The sequence below is a fragment of the Pseudomonas graminis genome, assembly GCF_013201545.1.
In the GTDB taxonomy this organism is placed as follows: domain Bacteria; phylum Pseudomonadota; class Gammaproteobacteria; order Pseudomonadales; family Pseudomonadaceae; genus Aquipseudomonas.
In genome coordinates, this window is the sequence record NZ_CP053746.1 from 5,222,998 (window position 1) to 5,245,998 (window position 23,001).

General features: G+C 62.5%; 19 protein-coding genes. 10 read left to right on the plus strand and 9 right to left on the minus strand.

Going from position 1 to position 23,001, the window contains the following annotated elements; genetic code table 11:
* Positions 1–419: 419 nt before the first annotated feature.
* Positions 420–1,496 (plus strand): AraC-like transcriptional regulator QhpR, encoded by a 1,077-nt coding sequence (qhpR, locus tag FX982_RS23200; protein WP_172612764.1) that lies wholly within the window; start codon positions 420–422, stop codon positions 1,494–1,496.
* A 63-nt stretch (positions 1,497–1,559) separates the two neighbouring features.
* Here qhpR and FX982_RS23205 read toward each other — a convergent pair whose 3' ends face one another.
* The 5 genes from FX982_RS23205 to FX982_RS23225 all read right to left on the minus strand — a co-directional run bounded on the left by FX982_RS23205 (position 1,560) and on the right by FX982_RS23225 (position 5,489).
* A complete protein-coding gene (locus FX982_RS23205) occupies positions 1,560–2,015 on the minus strand; it encodes a hypothetical protein (RefSeq protein WP_172612765.1) in 456 nt (151 codons plus the stop codon).
* Entirely contained in the window at positions 1,999–2,568 is a 570-nt protein-coding gene (locus tag FX982_RS23210) for a DUF6036 family nucleotidyltransferase (RefSeq protein WP_172613157.1), read from the minus strand. Before FX982_RS23210 ends, FX982_RS23205 begins: the two co-directional genes overlap by 17 nt.
* 235 nt (positions 2,569–2,803) lie before the next feature.
* Positions 2,804–4,753 (minus strand): AAA family ATPase, encoded by a 1,950-nt coding sequence (locus tag FX982_RS23215; RefSeq protein ID WP_172612766.1) that lies wholly within the window; start codon positions 4,751–4,753, stop codon positions 2,804–2,806.
* Positions 4,754–4,892: 139 nt separating this feature from the next.
* The gene (locus FX982_RS23220; protein ID WP_172612767.1) at positions 4,893–5,147 is read right to left on the minus strand and encodes a hypothetical protein; all 255 of its coding nucleotides are present in this window, start codon (positions 5,145–5,147) and stop codon (positions 4,893–4,895) included.
* Positions 5,148–5,225: 78 nt separating this feature from the next.
* Positions 5,226–5,489 carry a DUF2790 domain-containing protein gene (locus tag FX982_RS23225; RefSeq protein ID WP_074891841.1) on the minus strand — a complete coding sequence of 88 codons (264 nt, stop codon included), beginning with the start codon at positions 5,487–5,489 and terminating at the stop codon, positions 5,226–5,228.
* Between the two features lie 305 nt (positions 5,490–5,794).
* Here FX982_RS23225 and FX982_RS23230 point away from each other — a divergent pair, with 305 nt between their 5' ends.
* Both FX982_RS23230 and FX982_RS23235 read left to right on the plus strand, forming a co-directional pair.
* Positions 5,795–6,535 (plus strand): response regulator, encoded by a 741-nt coding sequence (locus FX982_RS23230; protein WP_122534429.1) that lies wholly within the window; start codon positions 5,795–5,797, stop codon positions 6,533–6,535.
* The gene (locus tag FX982_RS23235; RefSeq protein ID WP_172612768.1) at positions 6,532–7,872 is read left to right on the plus strand and encodes an ATP-binding protein; all 1,341 of its coding nucleotides are present in this window, start codon (positions 6,532–6,534) and stop codon (positions 7,870–7,872) included. The genes FX982_RS23230 and FX982_RS23235 overlap by 4 nt, the downstream gene beginning before the upstream one ends.
* A gap of 511 nt (positions 7,873–8,383) precedes the next feature.
* Here the strand turns inward: FX982_RS23235 and FX982_RS23240 are convergent.
* The gene (locus FX982_RS23240) at positions 8,384–10,510 is read right to left on the minus strand and encodes a TonB-dependent siderophore receptor (protein WP_172613158.1); all 2,127 of its coding nucleotides are present in this window, start codon (positions 10,508–10,510) and stop codon (positions 8,384–8,386) included.
* Between the two features lie 266 nt (positions 10,511–10,776).
* On the opposite strand from FX982_RS23240, the gene FX982_RS23245 reads away from it, so the two are divergent.
* A complete protein-coding gene (locus FX982_RS23245) occupies positions 10,777–12,942 on the plus strand; it encodes an outer membrane assembly lipoprotein YfiO (protein ID WP_172612769.1) in 2,166 nt (721 codons plus the stop codon).
* Positions 12,912–13,682, plus strand: a complete 771-nt coding sequence (locus FX982_RS23250) for a DUF3142 domain-containing protein (protein ID WP_438826349.1) — start codon at positions 12,912–12,914, stop codon at positions 13,680–13,682. The genes FX982_RS23245 and FX982_RS23250 overlap by 31 nt, the downstream gene beginning before the upstream one ends.
* 210 nt (positions 13,683–13,892) lie before the next feature.
* Here FX982_RS23250 and FX982_RS23255 read toward each other — a convergent pair whose 3' ends face one another.
* Genes FX982_RS23255 through FX982_RS23265 form a run of 3 tightly spaced genes read right to left on the minus strand, consistent with a single transcriptional unit; the run spans position 13,893 to position 16,894 of the window.
* Complete coding sequence (locus FX982_RS23255; RefSeq protein ID WP_172612771.1) at positions 13,893–14,210, minus strand: AtuA-related protein; 318 nt, start codon at positions 14,208–14,210, stop codon at positions 13,893–13,895.
* Positions 14,207–15,571, minus strand: a complete 1,365-nt coding sequence (locus FX982_RS23260) for an acyclic terpene utilization AtuA family protein (RefSeq protein WP_172612772.1) — start codon at positions 15,569–15,571, stop codon at positions 14,207–14,209. The genes FX982_RS23255 and FX982_RS23260 overlap by 4 nt, the downstream gene beginning before the upstream one ends.
* On the minus strand, positions 15,572–16,894 hold the full coding sequence (locus tag FX982_RS23265; protein WP_367948765.1) for a CitMHS family transporter: 1,323 nt from the start codon (positions 16,892–16,894) through the stop codon (positions 15,572–15,574). It lies immediately after the preceding gene.
* A 147-nt stretch (positions 16,895–17,041) separates the two neighbouring features.
* Between FX982_RS23265 and FX982_RS23270 the strand changes: the two genes are divergently transcribed.
* From FX982_RS23270 to efeO (FX982_RS23290), 5 genes are all read left to right on the plus strand, one after another.
* The gene (locus tag FX982_RS23270; protein ID WP_172612774.1) at positions 17,042–17,935 is read left to right on the plus strand and encodes a LysR family transcriptional regulator; all 894 of its coding nucleotides are present in this window, start codon (positions 17,042–17,044) and stop codon (positions 17,933–17,935) included.
* Between the two features lie 381 nt (positions 17,936–18,316).
* Positions 18,317–19,198, plus strand: coding sequence for an iron uptake transporter permease EfeU (efeU, locus tag FX982_RS23275; RefSeq protein WP_172612775.1), 882 nt, complete (start codon positions 18,317–18,319; stop codon positions 19,196–19,198).
* Between the two features lie 8 nt (positions 19,199–19,206).
* Entirely contained in the window at positions 19,207–20,418 is a 1,212-nt protein-coding gene (efeO, locus tag FX982_RS23280) for an iron uptake system protein EfeO (protein WP_172612776.1), read from the plus strand.
* A 65-nt stretch (positions 20,419–20,483) separates the two neighbouring features.
* The gene (gene efeB, locus FX982_RS23285) at positions 20,484–21,800 is read left to right on the plus strand and encodes an iron uptake transporter deferrochelatase/peroxidase subunit (protein ID WP_172612777.1); all 1,317 of its coding nucleotides are present in this window, start codon (positions 20,484–20,486) and stop codon (positions 21,798–21,800) included.
* Positions 21,801–21,827: 27 nt separating this feature from the next.
* Positions 21,828–22,652: an iron uptake system protein EfeO gene (efeO, locus tag FX982_RS23290; protein WP_122534417.1), complete on the plus strand. Its 825-nt coding sequence runs from the start codon at positions 21,828–21,830 to the stop codon at positions 22,650–22,652.
* Positions 22,653–23,001: the final 349 nt, after the last annotated feature.

A 23,001-nucleotide genomic window follows, 5' to 3' on the forward strand; every position in this document is an offset into this window, starting at 1 on the left:
GTATTTGTCTGCCGTCGAGCATAGTCACAGCGCGCCGGCCATGGCTTGACACTGCGTTGCACCGTATGTCGTCTGCGGTCAAGTTTTCCGGGTATCTGCCGACGGTGCGCCACGCTGGCGCGTGAAAACGGCCCGGTGCTTTATCGGGGGTCACTATTGAAGTCAGTGTAAGGCTGTGTTTCCGGGTCAGCGTGGCACCGTACTTCCCAAAACTACGGTTGCCGGATGAGTCGCCGGGTAGCACCGCGCCTCTTGTGGGAGCGAGCTTGCTCGCGAAGACGTCCGCCCAGCCGAGATGCGATCAAGCCTCCACAGCTGAATGGCAGGCCGGCGCGTGGGTGCCGGAAGGTGTGCTCAAGCCATGAAGGTATGACATTTGCTAGCACACATTGCCTACACACCGTCAGAGCCGTCCCCCCATGCTCCCGACCCTTGTCCCCGCCGCCGCATCGAACATGCCCGCCGCCAGCAATCGCGGCGTGCTGTCGGCTGCGGCCAATGGGCTCGACGGGTTTATCCTGCAGCACGGCGGTGATCTGGACCGCGTATTCGGGCGGTCCGGGATCGACCCCGAGCAATTGCTGCACCCGACCCTGAGCCTGCCGCTGACCAACTACTGCAAAGTGCTGGAAGAAGCCGCGAGCCAGACCGGCTGCGACAACTTCGGCCTGCGTTACGGCCAGCAATTCCGGCCTCAGGCACTGGGCCTGCTGGGCTACATTGGTCTGTGCTCGGCGACGCTGGAAGACGCGCTGATCAACTTTTCCGCCGCCTTCCCCTTCCACCAGCACAGCACGCTGATCGAACTGGTCGATCAAGGCGAGTGCTACCGGTTTGATTATCAGGTCCGCCACGGCGCGATCAACGAACGCCGCCAGGACGCCGAATTGACCATGGGCATGGCGCTGAACCTCGTGCGCCACGTGCTCGGCCCGGACTGGGCACCTCGGCAAGTGGCCTTCGAACACGCCCAACCCCAAGGCTGGCACGAGCACCGCGACGTCTTCCGCGCTGATGTGTGTTTCGGGCAGGGCTGCAATTCACTGCTGATTCCCAAGGGCGATGTCGTCGGCAAGGCCATGCCGGGCAGCGATCCGATTCTGCTGATGCTGATCAAGGACGCGATCCGTCAGTTGGGCGAGAACGGCAGCAGCACGGGCAACCGCCACGAAGCGACGCTCCTTGACCGCGCCCGGCAGACCATCGTCGCCACCCTGCACCTGGGCGAACCGGCGCTGGAGGACATCGCCCAGACCCTGGGCCTGTCCGAATGGACCCTGCAGCGCAAGCTGCGTGAATACGGCATCAGCTTCACGCAACTGGTCGACCAGATCCGCCAGGACTCGGCCCTGAGCCACCTGAAACAGCAGGACCTCAGCATTACCCAACTCGCCTCGCTGCTGGGCTACTCGGAGACCAGCGCATTCTCGCGGGCGTTCAAGCGATGGTTCGGGGTGAGTCCGAAGCAGTGGCGGGGTGGTGACTGGCGCCGTTGATAGCCCATTTTCCTGAACGCCTTCCGTGCAAAACCTGGCCCAGCGTGGATGAGCGGGTGCAGGCTATTCGAAAGCCGAGTTGCGTCCGGCCGCGTAATGCCGCGTTTGATAGGGCAGCAGGGTTTGCACTTTCAACCCTAAACCCTCGCTAAGTCCCCACGACACGGCAAGCTCGTCCCGACGGTCACGCAGGCGAATCTCTGCAAGTTGAAGGCTGTCGCCCCGACGCGGAAAACGCTGCATTAGCAAACTCAGCGCGTGCAAGGTCTCGCGAACCCGCTCGTCAGTCGCACAGGGGAACCGGGTCAGCTTTTCCAGAAGGTACCCCACTCGACGCGCCGCCAGCTCGCCAGGATTGCTGGCGAGAAATCTGCGCAATTCTGACTCCATGCTCGAGTGCTCATACCAGACCTCCTGAGCCAGACTCACCAACGCGCAATCATCGGCCTGACTCAGCGGTTGATCAGCGAGTCTGGCCATCGCTTCGGAAAGTAAGTGGCGTTCAACCGGGCTGTCCATCAGTGGTCTCCAGATAGTCCTGCAAAATATTGGCAAGGATGGATGTTGGAGCTTCGTGATTGCCAACATAACAATCAATGGCCTGCAGGGCCAAACGCTCAAACTCGGCAGCAAGGATGAAGCCGGTACGCAACAGGGCGAAGATATCGCTGACGTCCTGCTCAGTCCCGCGTCCGAGCGTGGAAATAGCAAGATCGACCGGCGACGCTATCAGAACTCGCAATGGCGACAGCGGCCCGAACGAATCAAGCGGCACTCCTCGCTCCAGATAGTCTTCATGCAAGGGCCCCAGTCCAGACGTGAAGTTGAGGTCATAAGACAATTCCACCACGCGACCGCTTCGTTCATCCACGAATGTCTGGGGGACCGTCGCCAGCAAAGCCTGTAAATCAAAGCGCGAAGGCAGCTCCGGGGCGAAGAACTCAGCGTCGACATCACTGGAAACCCGATGACTTGTGTACAAATGCACCGCGCACCCACCGAAGATAACGACGGTAAGCGCCGCAGGCGGGGCCTTCTCAAACGTCAGTTCGCTCTCGACCGATTTGAACATCGCGACCAATGCATATCCCAGCGCGGTCTCGCAGTTAAGGATGGCAGGCCGTACTTCACAGGCAGCGCTCTTGTTCGCGGTTCGTCCCTGGATCGAAAAAAGGTCGATCAGGAATTTACCGATGAATGAGCTGTTACGAAGTCAGCATGGATCGTCTCTGCACGTAGGAACCACCGGAAATACGCGAAGGTAATTCCGTTTAAATCGGATCGTTACCGAAGGAGCGGTCAGCGATCTACTTCCGCCCCAAATCCTGCAACCAGTCGCTCATGTTCCCCGGCAGGAGCAGTTCGTGCCGGGCGCGGGAGCTGGCGGTGTAGAGCAGCGAGCACACGCTGGCGAGGGAATGCGTCGAGCCTTCCCGCGGTGGGCGCATGAGGTCGCGGGAGAGGAGCACGGCGTCGAACTCCTGGTTCTTCACGTCTTCGACCTTCGCCAGTTTGAGGATGGCAGCCGGGTCGTTGCAGAAACGCTGGGTGGTGTCGAGGAAGTCCTGCAGTCGGTTGCCCTGGCCGAGCCACTCGTGCATGGCCTTGAATTCGTGGCTGCCGCCCATGGCCGAGGCCAGCGCGTCCCAGTAAGCGAAGCGGAAGATCAACCGGTGTTGCGGGCGCAGGTCTTCGCGGTAGAGCAGGTCCAGGCCTTTGACGAACAGCGTGAGGTTTTCAAGGGTGCGCAGTGGCATTTGAAAGCGCGCGCCTGCTTCGGTCAGGCGCTTGAACCAGGCAAACAGGCCCCATTCGTTGGCGACCAGAATCGTGGTGGGTTTTTCCGGGATCGGCATGACGCCGTGGCCGATGATGCGTGTCGGGTGCGGCGCGCGGCCGACGAAGCCTTCTTTTATGTCGCTGGGGTGCATCTGAATCAGCGGGTTGAGCACGTCGGCCATTTGCTTGCCGGCGCGAATCGACTGGGTCATGAAACGCTGACGAATGAAGCCGCCGTGGCGCGGGGTCTTGCCGCTGAGCTGCTGGAATTCGTCGCCCAACGTAATGACCGCCTGGGGACTGCGATCAAGGATCTGCACCATTGGCGCCGTCAGCTCGTGGCTCTCGTCGATGATGATGTGGCTGTAGTTCTCGGGAATGACTTCAGTGGTGAGCGCCAGAAACTTGATCCGGTGGCTGTTGCGGATCGGCAACCGAATGTGCGGCGCCGACGGCCTGACCGTCTCGCGCCAGAGCAGGCGGCTGTATTCCAGCAGCAGGGCGATGTCCGCCTGACTCGCCGCATGGCCCAGGGACGGCAAGTGCCGCGCCTCGATATTCGCCAGCGGCGACAGGCTGAAGCTGTGCACGGTGCTGCGGCAGACCCGCGCCACATCACGGGGCTGCAGTTTGCCCACGGCTTGCAGGTTCAGCCACTGCGCCACTTGCCGATCATCGACCAGCGAGCTGGCGCCGGTGCGCTGAATGTCGGTGTTGCGCCAGCCACGCGCGGTCAGGTCACGGTTAAGAAGCAGGTTGGCCATGTGACCGAAGGTGCACGCGTTGATTCGCGCGTCGGGATTGGCCTGGCGCACCCGTGCCTGAAGCGCGCTCACCTGACCGGGAAAGGTCGCCATGAGCAGGGTTTTTTCCGGGATCAGGACCTCGAAGAACTTCGCCAGCAAGTACGTTTTGCCCACGCCGGCATAGGCCTGCAGGTGGAACGACTCCTCGCTGCACACCTTGAACTCGTCGAAGATCCGGCTCTGTTGATCGCTCAGGCGCAGCACGTCGCCGGACGGCATCACCAGCTCGCGGGTCAGGGGTTCCAGTTTGGCGCGATGACGCAGGCCAAAACCGAAGTCCCACTGCCCTTCCCCATCGAGGTAATCCTGCTGCTCGATGTCAGCGTCTTCGAGCAGGCTGACGCCGGCAATTTCAAGCACCGAGAGTCCTGCGGCCAGATGGTCGGCGGTGAACCTGCCACGTACCAGATCGGCAAAACGGCCGCCGGCGTCTTCGACCGAGGCGGCCGCGCGCAGGACGTCATCGAGCATGCGTTCGAGCTGTTCGACGGCAGTGTGTTGCGCGGCCAGGGCCTTGAGATTGAGCAGCAGCATCAGCGCAGCGAGTTGCGGCCGGCCCGCCTGACTGAGGAAATCGTCCAGCGATTCGCCAGCGGCCAGGCCTTTGCACACCTCTTCGGTCAGGGGCAGAAACAGTGACGGCGGTGGCGCGAAGGCAGCGGGTGATCTCATTGCGGGTGTCAGGTCCTGAGCGGCGCGTGGGCGCGGGCAGTCAAAAAGGAGCACAGCTTACTCCTGCCGCCCGATCACCGCTCACTTGCGTGTCGCCGTTACCACGGACGGCCCGAAAGACCACCGTCTGACATGCCCTTCACACCCGGCTCTGCTGATGCCCCGCCACGCCGACCCGGGTGTGTTCGGAGCCGCCTTCGGCGACCATCTGCCCGCGGCTTTCGATCCACATCACCAGCGGCGTTTTGTCGGAGCCGTTTTCGGCGACTTTCGGCGCAAGCTGGAAGCAGGTGCGCTCGTCTCCGCCGGTGTGCGTCACGGCTGCGTTGGCGTGAACGGCGAAACCCGCGAGTGCGAATGCAACGGCCGACAAGGTGGTTTTGATCGGTGTCATGGTGTGATCCTCACGTAATCTTCAACGGTAATGAGCGAACCGGGCGGCCGGCGACACGGCATCCGCGCGGCCCTGGACTCAGTTGTCCTGCGGGCAGTTCTGGGCAACGGTCTCGTAGTTCAGAACCTGTTGCTGGCCTTGGGAGTCGAGGTAGCGAAGGTGAGCATTGACCACGCCGCAGGCCGGGCTTGGGTCGACTTCGGTGGACAAGGCCTTGGCGATGTCCAGGTGCTCGCCGTACATATAATTGTGGGCTTGAGCAACGGGCTGGGCTTGGGCGGTCAGGGCGCCAAGGCTCATGGCGGCAAACAGGGTGGCGATGCTGAGGTTCTTCCAGTTCATGATGTTCTCCGGTATTCAAAGGGTCATTCGGTCAGGGTTCGAGGCGGTGTGTGTCTGTCGTCTCGATGGGTCCCATTGAACGCCCCGCAGGTATCTCGCTTGTGTCGCGAACCGCCGGAAAATCATCCTTACGTGTCAGAGCCCGCTGCAGATACACAGCGATACATTCGCGCCGAAAAACCTGCCTTTTGCATGCGCGTGTATGCCCGGCAGCGCCAGATACAGTGGAATACAAACCCCGGCAGGCAAGTCACGCGCGACTGGTTAAGATGCGCCTCACACACATGAATACGGGAGCTGCGGCAATGGAGCACGTCGATCACATTCTGATTGTCGATGACGATCGCGAGATTCGGGAACTGGTGGGCAACTACCTGAAGAAGAACGGCCTGCGCACCACCGTGGTCGCGGACGGCAGGCAGATGCGTTCGTTTCTGGAATCGACGCCTGTCGACCTGATCGTGCTCGACATCATGATGCCCGGCGACGACGGCCTGCTGCTGTGCCGCGAGCTGCGCACCGGCAAGCACAAGACAACGCCCGTGCTGATGCTCACCGCCCGCAGCGACGAAACCGACCGCATCATTGGCCTGGAAATGGGCGCCGATGACTACCTGGTAAAGCCCTTCGCCGCCCGTGAACTGCTGGCGCGGATCAACGCCGTGCTGCGCCGCACCCGCATGCTGCCGCCGAACCTGATCGTCACCGAAGCCGGTCGTTTGCTGGCCTTTGGCAAATGGAAGCTGGACACCACCGCCCGTCACTTGCTCGACGCCCAGGGCACGGTGGTGACGCTCAGTGGCGCGGAATACCGCTTGCTGCGCACCTTCCTCGACCACCCGCAGCGGGTATTGAGCCGCGATCAATTGCTGAACCTGACCCAAGGCCGCGACGCCGATCTGTTCGACCGCTCCATCGACTTGCTGGTCAGCCGCTTGCGTCAGCGCCTGGCCGACGACGCCCGCGACCCGGCCTACATCAAGACCGTGCGCAACGAGGGCTACGTGTTCACCTACGCTGTGGAAATTCTCGGGGAAAGCCCATGAAGCTGAGCTTCGGATGGCCGCGCACCCTGGCCTCGCGTCTCTCGCTGATTTTTCTGATCAGCCTGGTGCTGGCCCACGGTCTGTCGTTCGGCCTGCAATTTTATGAGCGCTATGAAAGCGCGATGACCACGATGCTCGGCAACATGGAGCGCGATCTCAGCACTACCGTTGCCATCCTCGAACGCCTGCCGCCCGACGAACGCCAGGCCTGGCTGCCACGTTTCGAACACCCGACCTACGTCTACATCCTGGGTGCCGGCCAGACCGGTACGCCGGTGGACATGGACAAGGCGCCAATGTCGGTGCATTCGATGCAGGAAAGCCTGGGCCACGATTACGCACTGACCTTCAATAACATCACCGACAGCCGCCCGCACTATCAGGCGCATCTGACGCTGAAGGACGGCAACCCGCTGACGATTGACGTGCGCCCGCAGATCACCCCGCTGTCGCCCTGGCTGCCGCTGCTGTTGATCGGCCAATTGGTGTTGCTGTTCGTCTGCACCTGGCTGGCGGTGCGCACGGCCATTCGCCCGCTGACGCGCCTGTCCCACGCCGTCGACAACCTCGACCCCAACGGCGAAGGCATTCGCCTGGATGAAAGCGGCCCGACCGAGGTGGCCTTTGCCGCCGTGGCGTTCAACACCATGCAGCAACGGATCTCGACCTACGTGAAGGAGCGCATGCAACTGCTGGCGGCGATCTCCCACGACCTGCAAACCCCGATCACCCGCATGAAACTGCGCGCCGAGTTCATGGACGACGGCATCGAGAAAGACAAGCTGTGGAGCGACCTGAGCGAGATGCAGCACCTGGTTCAGGAAGGCGTGGCCTATGCCCGCAGCATGGACACCTCGACCGAGACAGCCCGGCGCGTGGACATGGATTCATTCCTCGACAGCCTGGTGTTCGACTATCAGGACGTAGGCCGCGACGTGCAGTTGAACGGCAAGACCGGCGCAATCATCGACACCCGCCCCCATGCCTTGCGCCGAGTGCTGGTCAACCTGACAGACAACGCGTTGAAGTTCGGTGGCGCAGCGGAGATTGAAGTGATCGCCCACGCCGATCAGAGCCTGTCGCTTCACGTGCTGGACCGCGGGCCGGGCATTGCCGAAGGGGAATTGTCGGAAGTGATCAAGCCGTTCTACCGCGTCGAGAGCTCACGCAACCGCGACACCGGAGGTACCGGACTGGGCCTGGCGATTGCGCAGCAACTGACGATCGCACTGGGCGGCACCTTGACGCTCACCAACCGCGAAGGGGGTGGGTTGAGTGCTCAGTTGAAGCTGCCCGCACGGATAGCGACAGGCGCGGTGAAGGTCACGGATCGTTAGAGGATATTGACGTTGATTATCCTTGGTGGGACCGGCTTCAGCCGGGAAAAGGCCCGTGTGAGCACCGAACCTTCTGCAGTGTGACGCCTGACGCATTCCCGGCTAAAGCCGGTCCCACCAACAGACCGCGCGCGCCTGTAGGACCGGCTTCAGCCGGGAAGCCTCTGATCTGCTTTTGATGTGCCTTTGATCTGCCTTCGCTGTTCAACCACAAAAGGCTCAGTCACCGCCAAACGCGACGTTGGTGCAGGCTGAACGCAGGTTTTGCGGGAGTGGGCCGAGCCGCAGGGATGCGGCGAGAGCGCCGTCAGGACATGGATGTCCGTTCGGCGCGGGCCCACGGAGCAAGAACTGAGTGAAGGAACCCTGACGAAGGAAGGGCCCAACCGAGAGCAAGCACCCTTGGTTACTTGGGGATGGTGCGACTTTCGACTTTTCCAAGTAACTCGCCGAAGGCGAAACCCGAGGCCGTTAGGCCGACGCCCTTGATCTTGATCTTGATCTTGAGAAATCAAAAATCCAGCTTCACCCTCGCCACCAACTGCCGCGGCTCACCGATGGAAATCGCCGGCGACCCCAACCCGCTCGCCGAGGTGTAGTACTTCTCGTCGAACACATTCTTCAGATTCAACTGCAGCGTCACATCACGCTCATCCAGCTTCACCTTGTACGCCACAAACGCATCCGCGACCTTCGACGACGGCAGGTAATACTCCCTCCCCGCGCCATCGTTCACACCCCAGCGGCTCGCGAACCGTGCACCGGCACCCGCGCGCAGATCACCCACACCCACGTGCCCGAAGTCACGGGTCAGGTACACCGCGCCCGTATGCTTCGACACACCATCCAGCGGCTCGCCCTTGAGGATCGGATCTTCCAGCACCTTCGTGTCGGTGTACGCGTAGCTGCCGGTAATACTCCAGAACTCGTTCAACTGCCCGGTGATATCCGCCTCCAGCCCGCGCGAGCGCACCTCGCCGGACACCCGCGTGCAAGTCTCGGTGCCACACGCTTCGCTGGTCTGCACGTTCTGCTTGTTGATATTGAACAGCGCCACCGTCGCGGTGATCGCGTCGTTCTGGAACTTGGTGCCGATTTCGTAGGCCTTGCCCTCCTCCGGCGGCAGGTCGCCAATCGGCGAAGCAATCGAGGTATTCGGGCGGAACGACTCGGTGTAGCTGCCGTACACCGACCAGTCCGGCTGGATCAGGTACACCAGCCCGACGCGGGGCACGACCTTGCTGTCCTTCACGTCGGCGCCGACCACGAACGGCCGGCCCTTGCCGGTCAGCTCGTCGAAGGCGTCATAACGCAGGCCGGTCTGCAGGATCCACTTCTCGCCCAGGTGCATGGCGTCCTGAACGAAGAAGGCATGGGTACGCAGGTGATCGGTCTGGTCGCTCTGGGCGGCATTGGCCGTAGTCGGTTGCTGAGTAACGCCGTAGACCGGCGCGTTGTAATTGAAGTCGACCTTGTTGGCGCTGCGGTACAGATCGCCCAGGTCGCGGTCGTTCTTCATGTAATCGGCGCCGATCAGCACTTCGTGGCGCACATCGCCCCAGTACAGGTTGCCGAGCGCGCTGACAGTGGCGGTGTGGGCGAACTGCACGGCATCGCGGGTGGCGTCGCCGCGACGGGTCACGGCGCCGGTGTTGTAGTTGGCCGAGATGAAGCGCGACTGGTAATCGTTGTAGTAATTGCGGCTGTAGGCGTAACCGGTGCGCAGGGTCCAGGTGTCGTTGAGGCGATGGTCCATGCGCAGGTCAAGGGAATCGGAGCGCCCGGTGGTGACGTTGAATGGCTCGTCCAGACGCCGGCTGCGCGGGATGTCCAGTACCTTGCCGGTCTTGGGGCTGATCTGCGTGCCACGGTCGAACGGCACCGAATATTCCATGTGCTCGTAGGCCACGGACACCGTCGTGTCATCCCCATACCAGGCCAGCGACGGCGCGATGACCGACTGATCGATGCTGCCGAAATTGCGCCAGTAATCGTAGTTCTGCTTGTCGGCGATCACCCGGTAGGCCAGACCGTTGGTGCCGATCGGGCCGGTCAGGTCGATCTGCTCGCCACCGCCGCCAAAGCTGCTGCCGAAGGCCGAAACAGAGCGGGCCTCGACCAATTCCGGTTTCTTCGTCACCACGTTGATCACGCCGCCCGGGTCCTGCACGCCGTAGAGCATCGACGCGGGACCCTTGAGCACTTCGATGCGCTCGGTGGTCGGGGTGAAGTTACGCGCCCGCACCGATTGCATGCCGTCGCGCATGATCGAGTTGTCGCGGTTGGTGCCGAAGCCGCGTTTCTGAATGGCGTCCTGAGTGCCGCCCAAGGTATTGCTTTGCTTGACGCCGCTGACCGCGTTGATCGCTTCGTCCAGGCTGAACGGCTGGCGGTCTTCGATGACCCGGTTGGTCACCACGTTGACGCTTTGCGGCACCTCCACCAACGGTGCTTCGGTGCGTGTGGCCACGCTCGCCTTGCGCGCTTGATAGCTGTCGCGGCTGTGCTGGGTTTCGCTGACCTCGGGCTGGGACGTGGCGTCGATGTTGACCGCGTCCAGCTGCATTTCTTCAGCGCCGGCAACAGGGCTCATGCCCAGCGAGCACAACAGCGCCGTGGCTGAGCACATGCCCAACAACGATGCAGGACGAAGCACGGGGAAAGCGGACACGCGAAAACCGGATTGAGCTGTCATGGAAGCGAGAACCTGAGGCGTCGAGAAGCGATGCGCCTGTCACGAAACGCATCTGATTCTCACTACACGGATGCCGACACGGTTTACCTCACATGAATCTGAAAATAATTTTTAACCCGGCGTCCGTGGCGCTCGGTGGATACGGCGAAACACCCTGTATCATTCGCCGCGCTCACCCTCTTCTTACGTAGCGAAATCAAGGATTGTTCATGCGTATCCGCTCCCTGACTCCTCTTGCTTTGATCATTGGCGCGACGATGGGCGGCCAGGCCCAGGCCAGCAGTGACGACTCCTGCTACCCCAACTGGTCGCTGCTGCGCGACTCGCTGGACGTCTGTAACAACCTGCCCTTTCTCACGCCCGGTAACGACAGCCGGGTCAACCTGCGTCTGCTGCTGGCCGATCGCAAGGCGCTGACGCTCAAGCCCGGCGAACTGACCGAGCAGGAATTGGCCGAGGGCTATGGCCCCGTCCCGTTTGCGGCGTTCAGGTTGGCGAACGAAGAGATCGAGGGCGACGAAAGCGAAGAATCAGGCGCCGCCGCCATGGCTGACTTGCTGGGCAAGCTCGGCGTCAGCCGTGAGAGCAACGACACCGCGGGCCAGGCCTTTCTGCAGGGCGAAGGCAGCCGCTGCCGCAGTAACCGCGACGAGAGCGCGGCTGATTTCATCGGCCAGTTGCTCGACACCGAAGGGCTGTCCGCCACCGAGCGCCAATCCCTGGCCCGCGCCCGCCTGCAACTGCTGGACGCGTGCACCTGGGAGGCGGACAAACAGGCCAGCCTGTTGCCGACCGATGTCCAGTCGCCTGAAGCCAAGGCGTTTGCCGCCTACCTTCGTGCGGCATCGGATTTTTACAGCGGGCGCTTCAGCGACGCTGAAAATGGATTCAGCGGCCTCGTCGAGAGCACGCAACCCTGGCTCAAGGAAACAGCGCTGTACATGATCGTCCGCACTCGGCTGAACGCCGCGCAACAGGACGCGTTCGACGAATACGGTAGCCTGAAAGAGGGCCACGATCGCGCGCCCTATGCAGCCGTCGGTCAAGCCATCGAACAGTACCTCAGCGTTTACCCCGACGGCCGCTACAGGCGCTCCGCCACCGGGTTGCTGCGCCGGGTCCACTGGCTGGCAGGAGACACCGACAAACTGGCCGCCGATTACGCCTGGCAACTGACGGAAGCAGGAGACGCCCGCGCGTCTGCTTCGCCGGAAGCCTTGATTCAGGAGGCCGACAACAAACTGCTGACGACCCTCACCGGCGCCACGCCATCGCCGTTGATGACGGCGACTCATGACCTGATGATCATGCGCCCGGACCTGCCGAACCGGCTGACCCGCCAGCAGCTCGATGGGCAAAAAGCGCTGTTCGCGCAGCAACCGGCGATGTTCGAGTACTTGCAGGCCGCGTTCGCGTTCTACGTCAACAAGAAACCCGCCGACGCGCTCAAGCATTTGCCGAACGACGTTCCCGACACACTGGATTATCTGGCCTTCAGCCAACAGACCCTGCGCGGCCTGGCTTTGGAGGCGGGCCATGATATGCCTGGCGCCCAGGCGTTGTGGCTGAAACTGCTGCCCCTCGCGCAGCAGCCCCTGCAGCGCGAACAACTGCAACTGGCGCTGGCGATGAACTATGAACGCAGCGGGCAACTGACGAAGGTGTTTGCCAGCGATTCGCCGGTCACGTCCGCCCAGGTGCGGCTGATTCTGCTGGGCAAGGTGGCCGACGCGCCGCTGCTGCGCCAGCAGATCGGTCAGGGCATCAGCGATGTCGAGAAGGCCACCGCGCAGTTCGTCCTGCTCTACAAGGAACTGCTGCACAGCCAGTACGCCGCGTTCGCCGATGATCTGAAAACACTGCCGGAGCCGCCTGCGAACACCAAACTCGGCACCAGCCTGGGTTATGTCTACGACGCCGGCCAGACGCTGCAGTTGTTCCGCTGGAACGGCGCCAAGGCCGAATCGGGTTACGCCTGCCCAAGCATCGGCGAGATCGCCGCCGCGTTGCAGGCCAACGACAAGGACGCCAAAGGTCTGAACTGCCTGGGTGAGTTCATCCTGCGCAACGGCCTGGACGGCATGCCGTTGGATCAGAAGCCCGACGCGGGTGATTTGGGCAGCAGCGAGCCCGGCTTCAAGGGCCAGGTTTTTTCGCGGCTGAACGGCTATCAGACGGTGATCGCAGACAGCAAGGCCGCGCGGGACGACAAGGCCTACGCCCTGTTCAGGGCGATCAACTGCTACGCGCCCGCGGGCTATAACAGTTGCGGCGGCAAGGATGTGGCGCCCGCCGTGCGCAAGGGCTGGTTCAAGCAACTGAAAACCACTTACGGCGCCACCAGCTGGGGCAAATCCCTGCAGTATTACTGGTGATGAGGACGCTGTTTCGCTGGCGGGTGTGTGCCGGCGGGCTGATCGGTCTGGTCATCGCAGGCTTGAGCAGCAGTGTGGCCTGGGCGGCGGTGGGCGCCCGCGAGCACGATGCCTTCTGGTTGTGGAGCGGCGTGGCGACGCAGCCGGTGCTGAACCAGGCGAAAACCCTGTATGTGCTCCAGGGCCAGATCAGCACCACCCGTCGTGATCGGCAAACGCCGGCGCTGATTGCCCAGGGGATGAGCGTGAGGCGTCTGCCCCAGCGGGAGGTGTGGATCGTCTACCGCGCCCACACCCTGCGCTGGCCCGAACCGGTTTACAAACAGCTGCTGGGCCAGGTGCAACGCTGGCGGGACGCCGGCACGGCGGTGGCCGGCGTGCAGATCGATTTCGATGCGCGCACGCGTTATCTGCAGGACTACCTAGTCTTTCTCAAGGACCTGCGCCAGCGCCTGCCGCCTGCGCTGAAGCTGAGCATCACCGGGTTGATGGACTGGAGCAGCAACGCGCATGCGAAGACGATCGGCGAGCTGAAAGGCGTGGTCGACGAAGTGGTGGTGCAGACCTACCAGGGCCGCCACAGCATCCCCGATTACGCCGCCTATCTGCCGCGCATCAGCCGGATGGGGCTGCCGTTCAGGATCGGTCTGGTGCAGGGCGGAGAATGGGAAGCGCCCGGGTATTTGCAGGACAGCCCGTGGTTTCGCGGGTATGTGGTGTTTTTGCTGAATCAGAAGTAGGTGAACGGACCGCGTTCCGTGTACGGCCTGTCGGACTGCGCCGTGATCACTGGCCTCTTCCCGGCTAGAGCCGGTCCCACTAAGGACTCGCGTGCACTTCGCAGGACAGGCTTCAGCCGGGAAACACAGGTATGGCTGACACGCCGCGCACCCTGTGGGACCGGCTTCAGCCGGGAAGGCGTCAGTCACCGCACGGCAAATCCGGACGTTTTAAATCTCAATATCCAGCAACGCCGCCCCCAGTGCCTTGCCGTGTGCATCCAGCGCCAGAGACCGTGTGACGCCCCCCTTCAAAATGCCCGGCAGCACAAAATTCAGCGCGTGTATCTTCGGCAGTTCATACCGACGCACCCGCAAAACATCGTCCCCCAGCAACTCGGCAAAATACTCAGCCACCCGCTCAGCCGTCAGCGCCTTGAGCAATCGCGGGTAGTCTTCCGCCTTGAAGGCAATGACCGAAATATTCGAGGTGTCGCCCTTGTCGCCGGTCCGGGAATGGGCCAGTTCGCGCAATGTCAGGGTGCTCACGATGCGTCCTCCAGATTAACCTGCGCCTTGACGGCATCTCGCGGCATCAGCAGCGACGCCACTGCCACCACTTGGCGCACGCCCTTGGTCGCGCCGCCGCCGCCATAAGGTCCGTTGGTGTAAAGGGTTTCCACTTCATTGCCGATGCGCACGGCTTCGGCCTTGTCTGCACAACGGGCCGCAACACGTAAGCGCACTTCCCACGGCTCGGCCGCTGCGCGCGAACCCAGCGTCGCACCGTGCAACGCGTCCACGCCAATCAGCTCGGCGCGCAGGTCATCGAAAACCACGCCGGTCAGCTGTAAGCGCTCCAGCACCACGTCCCGCGCCAGCTGCGCCCGGGCCAGTGCACCAGGCCCGCCGTAGGACATCTGCCCTTCGCCAATCCAGCCGTCGAGATAACCCACCGACACTTTCAGCGTCTCCGGTCGCGCGCGGCCGTCGGCGCCCTCAGCCCGCACTTCGTTGGTGGCAACTGGATGGAACGACACGCCGGAAAAATCCGCTGTCACGTCCGGGGTCAGGTACGCCGCCGGGTCGTGCACTTCATAAACCATCTGCTCGGTGCAGGTGGCGGTGTCAATGCGCCCGCCGGAGCCGGCGACCTTGCTGATCACCGCCCTGCCCTCGGCGTCGACTTCCGCCAACGGGAACCCCAGTCGCGCCAGATTCGGCACCTCCTTAACCCCCGGATCAGCAAAATAGCCGCCGGTGATCTGCCCGGCGCATTCCAGCAAGTGGCCGATCAAGGTGCCGCGTCCCAACCGTGTCCAGTCGTCCTCGGCCCAACCGAACTCAAAGACCTGCGGCGCGAGAAACAATGAAGGGTCTGCCACACGGCCCGTAATCACCACATCGGCATCGGCCTCCAGCGCCTCGACAATCCCCTCGGCACCCAGGTAGGCATTCGCCGAGATCAACCGATCACCCAACGAAGCAATCGTCGCGCCGTTATCCAGCCGCTGTTCAGGGCTCGCCTTTAGAACAGCGAGCACGTCATCCCCCGTCACCGCCGCGACCTTCAGCCCGTGCAGCCCCAACTCGACCGCAATGCGCCGCACTTCCCGCGCCGCCGCCAGCGGATTGGCCGCGCCCATGTTGCTGATCAGCCGGAGCCGCCGCTGCCCGGTTTCGCGTCCACGCCCCACGAACGGCAGCACGCGACGCATACGCTCGCTCAACAGCGGGTCGAAACCGGCTTCGGGATCGCTGAGCCGCGCCTGTTGTGCGAGGGCAATGGTGCGCTCGGCGAGGCACTCGAAGACCAGGTAGTCGAGGTCGCCCTTCTCGGCCAGTTCGACCGCAGGCTCGATGCGGTCCCCGGAATAACCGGAGCCAGAGCCGATACGTATTGTCTTCATTTAAAACACTCCCAGCAGCAGTGCGGTCAGGGTCATCAGCACCGATGCGGCAAACAGAAACGGAATGGTGAAGCGCTGGTGGTCGGCCAGCTCGACCTTGCACAACCCGACCAGCAGGAAGGTCGCCGGCGTCAGCGGGCTGACCGGGAAGCCGGTGGTGTGTACGCCCAGCAGCGACGCCTGGGCCACCTGCAGCGGATCGACGCCCAGGGAGCGGCCGACTTCGGCGATCACCGGCATCACGCCGAAATAGAAGGAATCGGGGTCGAACAACAGGCTCAGCGGCATGGACAGGAAACCCACCACCATCGGGATCAGCTTGCCGTGGCCGGCCGGAATCTGCGCCACGGCCACTTCGGCCATGGCCTTGAGCATGCCGGTGCCCTGCATGATGCCGGTGAACACACCCGCTGCCAGAAGAATGCTGGCCATGGTCAGGGCGGTCTTGGCGTGGGCATCAATGCGCGCGCGCTGGGCGTCGACGTTGGGGTAGTTGATGCACAGCGCCAGCACCGTGCCGACCATGAACATCACCACCGGGTCGACCCAGCCGGAGATCATGATCCCCATGACGGCGATGGTCAGCAGCAGGTTGAGCCAGAACAGACGCGGGCGGCGCAGCACCGCCTCCTGTTCGGTCAGCACCCGCTGGGGCACTACGTCGATGGCCTCGGCCGTGGTTTGAAAGCGGCCCAGCCCCAGGCGCTTTTCCTCACGGCGCCCGAGCATCCAGGCGCAGAAGAAGACAAACGCCAGGCCGACGATCTGCACCGGAATCAGCGGCTGGAACAGCTCGGACACCGGCACATGCAGCGCTGCCGACGAGCGCAGCACCGGACCGGTCCACGGCAGGAAATTCACCCCCGCCGCCATCGCTGCAACGCATGCCAGGATCCGCCGATCGATGCCCAGCCGCGTGTACAGCGGCAGCATCGCCGGGATCGTCACCAGAAACGTTACCGCGCCGGAACCGTCGAGGTGCACCAGCAACGCCAGCAGTGCGGTGCCGACGACAATCCGCGTCGGACGGGTGCCCACCGTGCGCAGGATGCGGTCGATGATCGGGTCGAGCATGCCGGCGTCGGTCATCACCCCGAAGAAAAGGATGGCGAAGACAAACATGCCGACCACCGGGGCGACGTTTTTGATACCGGTGATGATGAAGCCGCTGGTTTGCAGACCGAATCCGCCGATCAGGGCGGCGATGATGGGCAAGGCAATCAGGGCGACCAGGGGCGAGAGGCGCTTGCTCATGACGGCAGCGAGCAGGCAGAGGATGGTAATGACACCGAGGGTGGCGAGCATGGTTTGATCCTTCGTCATCCCTGACCGGCGGGCGGCGGGATGAGCTGTTGTTGTTTTCATCGAGTATCGAAACGGGGGTAAGCTTTGTAAATTGAAATGTTCGGCGCCCTGCGTTCGGAAAAACCGAATGGCGCGCGTACGGCAACTTTTTCGGAAAACTCAGCCATGAAGAACTCGATTCAGCACATCCGCGCCTTTCTCACCGTCGCCCACACCGGCAGCTTTGCCAAAGCGGCGCTGGAGCTGAACCTGTCGCCTTCCGCCCTGACCGTGCAGATCCAGCAGCTGGAAGAATGGCTCGGCGTCGCCCTGCTGGAGCGCAGCCCGCGTCAGGTCAGCCTGACCGCTGCGGGCCAGAACAATCGCGGGCCCATGGAGAAACTGCTGCTGGACCTGGACAACATCGTCAGCGGCTCTCGGGATCTGGCCGCGCTGCGCCGGGGCGTGGTGACCATCGCTGCCCTGCCCTCAATGTGTTCAGGCACGCTACCGCCTCTACTTAAAACCTTCCGCGAGCAGTTTCCCGGCGTCGAAGTGCGCCTGCGGGACGTAGTGGCGCAGCGGATCGATTCGCTGGTGCGTGAGGGCGAAGTGGATTTCGGGCTGGGGGTGCGGGCGCGCATGGGCCACGGGCTGACGTTCGAGGTGGTGATGGTCGACCGGCTGAGTCTGTTCGTCCCCGCTGATCATCCGCTGGCACGGGAGCGCTCGATCACCCTGCAGGCCCTGGCCGGGCAGCCGATCATCCTTACCGGTCGCGACAGCAGCGTGCGCGAGCGGGTGGAGCAACTGTTTGCTGAAGAAGGACTGGCACTGACGCCGGGGCTGGAAGCGAACTACATGTCGACGGTCATGGCGCTGGTGCGGCAAGGCCTGGGGATGACGTTGCTGCCGGAATCCGCCGACGAAGGCCGCGGCGATTTGATACAGGTGCGGGTCGAGCATCCTGGGGTGTGTCGGGAGATCGGCCTGATTACCCGAGCGGGTGTAGGCCTGAGCCCCGCCGCCCAGCGATTCGTCGAAACCATGAAAAACGCGCTGTCACCGCAGAACCTGTAGGAGATTCCCCGTCGCCCTGCCAACACGAATCCTGTGGGAGTGAGCTTGCTCACGAAGACATCATTCCAGCCGCCGAACACTTAGCGGATGTACCGTCCTATTCGCGAGCAAGGTGGAGCGCCACCCCGGTCGCTCCCACCATTGACCTGTCGGGCGGTACACCTGCGGCAGTGTCTGATCAGAGCTGGCAAGCCGTCTGCTGCAGTTCGCAATGCCTCTTGGCTGAACCCCACCTGAACACCTGCACAACAAGCAGGGTTTTGCAAAAAAACCAGTGCGCGCATTCAATAATGAGTATCATTATGTTACACAATGGCTGAATGCGAATGGCTACCTGACGCATTTACGTCACACACCCTAACAGATCTGCACCGGTGATAAATGCTCGTTCCTTTTTTGATCATGCTGCGCGAAGGGATTGAAGCCGCGCTTATCGTTGGCATCATTGCCAGTTACCTGAGACAGACCGGCCGTGGCGAGTGGATGCCCGCGGTATGGATCGGCGTGTTCCTGGCTGTCGCCCTGGCGCTGTTCGTCGGGGGTGGCCTGGAAATGGTGAGCGCTGAATTCCCGCAAAAGCAGCAGGAACTGTTCGAAGGCATCGTCGGCCTGGTGGCCGTGGTGATCCTCAGTTCGATGGTCGTGTGGATGCGCAAGGTCGCCCGCTCGGTCAAACATGATCTGCACCAGTCCCTGGACGCTGCTTTGGCCGGGTCGAGAAACCAGACTTACGCCCTGATCGGCATGGTGTTCTTTGCTGTCGCCCGTGAAAGCCTCGAAACCGTGTTCTTCCTGCTCGCCGTGTTCCAGCAGAGCGAAGGCGTGTCAGGCCCGCTGGGTGCGCTGTTCGGCCTGATCATCGCGGTGTGCATCGGCGTCGGCATCTACAAAGGCAGCATGCGCCTGAACCTGAGCAAGTTTTTCCGCTACACCGGCCTGTTCATCCTCGTGGTGGCAGCGGGCATTCTGGCCAACTCCGTGCGTTCGCTGCACGAAGCCGGGGTCTGGAACCACTTTCAGGAAGTGGTCTTCGACATCAGCTCGATCCTGCCGATGGACGGCCCGACCGGTTCGGTACTGGCCGGCATGTTCGGTTATCAGGATGCGCCGACCGTCAGCGTGCTGGTGGCGTACCTGGCGTACCTGGTTTTTGCGCTGTTCCTGTTCTTCAAGCCCCAGGCGCGGGTGGTGAGTCTGCCCACCCGCCCGGCCCATGAACACGGCCACACGTCTTCCGTTACGAATTCAGTTACGAACAAATAAGGGCACTCATGAACTCCACTGCCAACGGCCTTCCTCCCAAGAAAGCCAAGCCATCTCGCGCCCTGCAGTTCGCCGTTGCGGGCTCGGTGGTGCTAATGATCGCCGCCGGCGCCATGTTCTATTTCGCCTCCCAGGCCGCGCAGAAGAAGCGCATCGCCAACAGCGGCAATGAAACGGTCGTGACCATTAATGCGAAAAGCTGCGAGCCGAATTCGATCACCGTGCCCGCCGGCAAGAACGCGTTCCGCATCGTCAACGCCTCGGATCGCGCCGTGGAGTGGGAAATCCTCGACGGGGTGCTGGTGGTGGAAGAGCGGGAAAACATCGTCCCGGGCCTGAGCCAGATCATTAACGCCAACCTGCAGCCCGGCGACTACGCCATCACCTGCGGCCTGCTGAGCAATCCACGCGGCACTTTGCACGTGACGCCGACCGCGGAGTCTGACGCCGCCGCCAAAGCGCGTCCGTCGATGGTCGCCTTCATCGGGCCGCTGTCCGAATACCGCGTCTACCTGAGTACCCAGAGCAGCGCGCTGATCCGCGCGACGAACGACTTGCAGCAAGCCATCGACAGCGGCGATCTGGCCCAGGCGCAGAAAGCCTACGCGCCGGCCCGTGCTGCCTATCAGCGCATCGCCCCTGCGGCCCAGCGCCTGTCCGAGCTGGACAACGCGATCAACGCCCGCGCCGATTACTACGAAAAACGCGAGCAGGATCCCGGCTTCGGCGGCTTCCACCGCCTCGAATTCGGCCTGTTCTCGCAGAATTCCATCGACGGCCTGGCGCCGGTCGTGCAGAAGCTGCAAGCCGACATCGCCAGCCTGAAGCAGCAATTGCTGGCCCAGAGCATCGCCCCGGAACAGCTGGCGAGCATGGTCGTGCGCAACATGCGCAGCATTGCCGAGGTCCGCAGCAACGGCGAAGAAGAACGCTACAGCCACCTCGACGTGAACGGCTTTGCCGCCAACCTGGAAGGCACGCGCAAGGTTATCGAGCTGCTGCGTCCGCTGCTGGCCAAGTCCTCCGGCGACGTGCTGAAAAAGATCGACACCGCGAGCACCGCGCTGGATGACCAGTTGCTGTTGCTCAAGACCGCCGACGGCTTCAAGCCGTACGACCAGGTCAGCATCGAACAACGAAAACAAATAGCAGACAAGGCCAAGGCACTGGCCGACGCACTCGATGGAATCGATCCGGCCCTCGGCCTCTCAGGCCTGTAAGCGTGCCCTGGCGGGTGCCCGATGCACCCGCCCGGCCCTGAAACCAGAGCGAAGACAGCATTCACATGAAAGACTCCGATTCAAAAAACGCGCCGATCTCCACTGACCGTCGCCGCGTCCTGCTGGGCCTTGGCGCTGCAGGCGCAGCAGTGGCCGGTGCCAGCCTGACCGGCAATGCGTTCGCCGCCACCGCGCCGGCGCAGGTCACCGAAGCACCGAAAAGCGAAAAGACCCAGGACCACAACGCGTTCCACGGTCAGCATCAAAGCGGCATCGTCAACCCGCGCCCAACCGCCGGGATGATGGTCTCTTTCGACGTACTGGCCCAGGACCGCGAAGACCTCGAGCGCATGTTTCGTACGTTGAACGAGCGCATTGCGTTTTTGATGACCGGCGGGGCCGTGCCCCAGGTCGATCCGAAACTGCCGCCACTGGATTCCGGCATCCTCGGCCCGGTGGTCACGCCGGACAACCTGACCATTACCGTGTCGGTGGGTGACTCGCTGTTCGACGACCGCTTCGGGCTGGAATCCGTCAAACCCAAGCGCTTGCAGCGCATGGTCGGTTTCCCCAACGACGCGCTGGAAGCCGATTGCTGCCATGGCGACTTGAGCATTCAGTTCTGCTCGAACGCCCCGGACAGCAACATTCACGCCCTGCGCGACATCGTGAAAAACCTGCCGGACCTTTTGCTGGTGCGCTGGAAACAGGAAGGCACGGTGCCCGCCCAGGCCCCGTTGAAACCGGGCCAGGCGCCGGAAAGCGCGCGCAACTTCCTGGGTTTCCGCGACGGCTCGGCCAACCCGGATTCGAACAACCAGAAGACCATGAACGAGCTGGTCTGGGTGCAGCCCGGCAGCGACGAGCCGGCCTGGGCCGCCAACGGCAGCTACCAGGCGGTGCGCATCATCCGCAACTTCGTCGAGCGCTGGGACCGTACCCCGCTGCAGGAACAGGAAGCCATCTTCGGCCGGGTCAAAACCACTGGCGCGCCGATGGACGGCAAGACCGAAGCCGACGTTCCGGATTACCACAAAGACCCGGAAGGCAAGATCACCAAGCTGGATTCGCACATCCGCCTGGCCAACCCGCGCACCGCTGAAACCCAGCGCAACCTGATCCTGCGTCGCCCGTTCAACTACTCGAACGGCGTGAACAAGAACGGTCAGCTGGACATGGGCCTGCTGTTCATCTGCTATCAGGCGGACCTGGAGAAAGGTTTCATTACCGTGCAGACACGCCTCAACGGCGAGCCGCTGGAGGAATACCTCAAGCCTATCGGCGGCGGGTATTTCTTCACCCTGCCGGGCGTGGTCGACAACAACGATTTCATCGGCCGGTCGCTGTTGGCCGCCTCTGCCCAAACAACAAAAACTGCCTGACAACCCTTACCTCACAGGAAGAGCTCTATGAAAAAGTCGCCTCTCGCGTTGTTGCTTACCTTTGGCGTGTTGCAGACATCGATGTCCGCGTTCGCCGCCACCGCGCCGTTGGACCTGGTCACGCCGGTTTCGGACTACAAGATCTACGTGACCGAAAACGTCGACACCCTGGCCGCCGACACCCAGAAGTTCACCGACGCGATCAAGAAGGGCGACCTGGCGACGGCGAAGAAGCTGTTCCCGACCACGCGTCTGTCCTATGAGTCAATCGAGCCGATCGCCGAGCTGTTCAGCGACCTGGACGCGTCGATCGACTCCCGTGAAGACGATCACGAGAACGGCGTGAAGGCCGACGATTTCACCGGTTTCCACCGTCTGGAATATGCGTTGTTCTCGCAGAATTCCACCAAGGATCAGGCCGTGTTCGCGGACAAGCTGCTGGCTGACGTGAAAGAGCTGCAGTCGCGTATCGCGGACATGACGTTCCCGCCGGAGAAGGTAGTGGGCGGTGCGGCTGCGTTGATGGAAGAAGTGGCGGCGACGAAGCTGTCGGGCGAGGAAGACCGTTACAGCCATACCGATCTGTATGATTTCCAGGGCAACGTTGACGGTTCGAAGAAGATCGTCGATCTGTTCAAGCCGCAGCTGGAGAAGTCGGACAAGGCGTTCGTGGCGAAGGTCGAGAAGAACTTTGCGACGGTGGACAAGATCCTCGCGAAGTACAAGACCAAGGACGGTGGCTATGAGACTTACGACAAGGTGAAGGAGCAGGACCGCAAGGCGCTGGCGGGCCCGGTCAATACGTTGGCTGAAGATCTGTCGCAGATGCGCGGGAAATTGGGTCTGAACTGATTCGTCAGGCCGTGAAGAGCCCGCTTGCCGAGAGATTGGCAGGTGGGCTTTTTTGTTTTTAGGGCGTTGGAGCAAGATCAAGAGCGTCGGCCTAACGGCCTCGATTTCGCCTTCGGCGAGTTACTTGGAAAAGCACCCCAAGTAACCAAGGGTGCCTGCTCCTGGTTTGGCCCCTCGTTCCTCGGGGTTCCTTCACTCCGGTCCCGCTCCGTGGGCCCGCGCCGAACGGACATCCATGTCCTAACGGCGCTCTCGCCGCATCCATGCGGCTCGGCCCACTCCGCGAAACCTGCGTTCAGCCTGCACCCAAGTCGCGATTGGCGGTGTTTGAGCCTTTTGCGTATGAAGA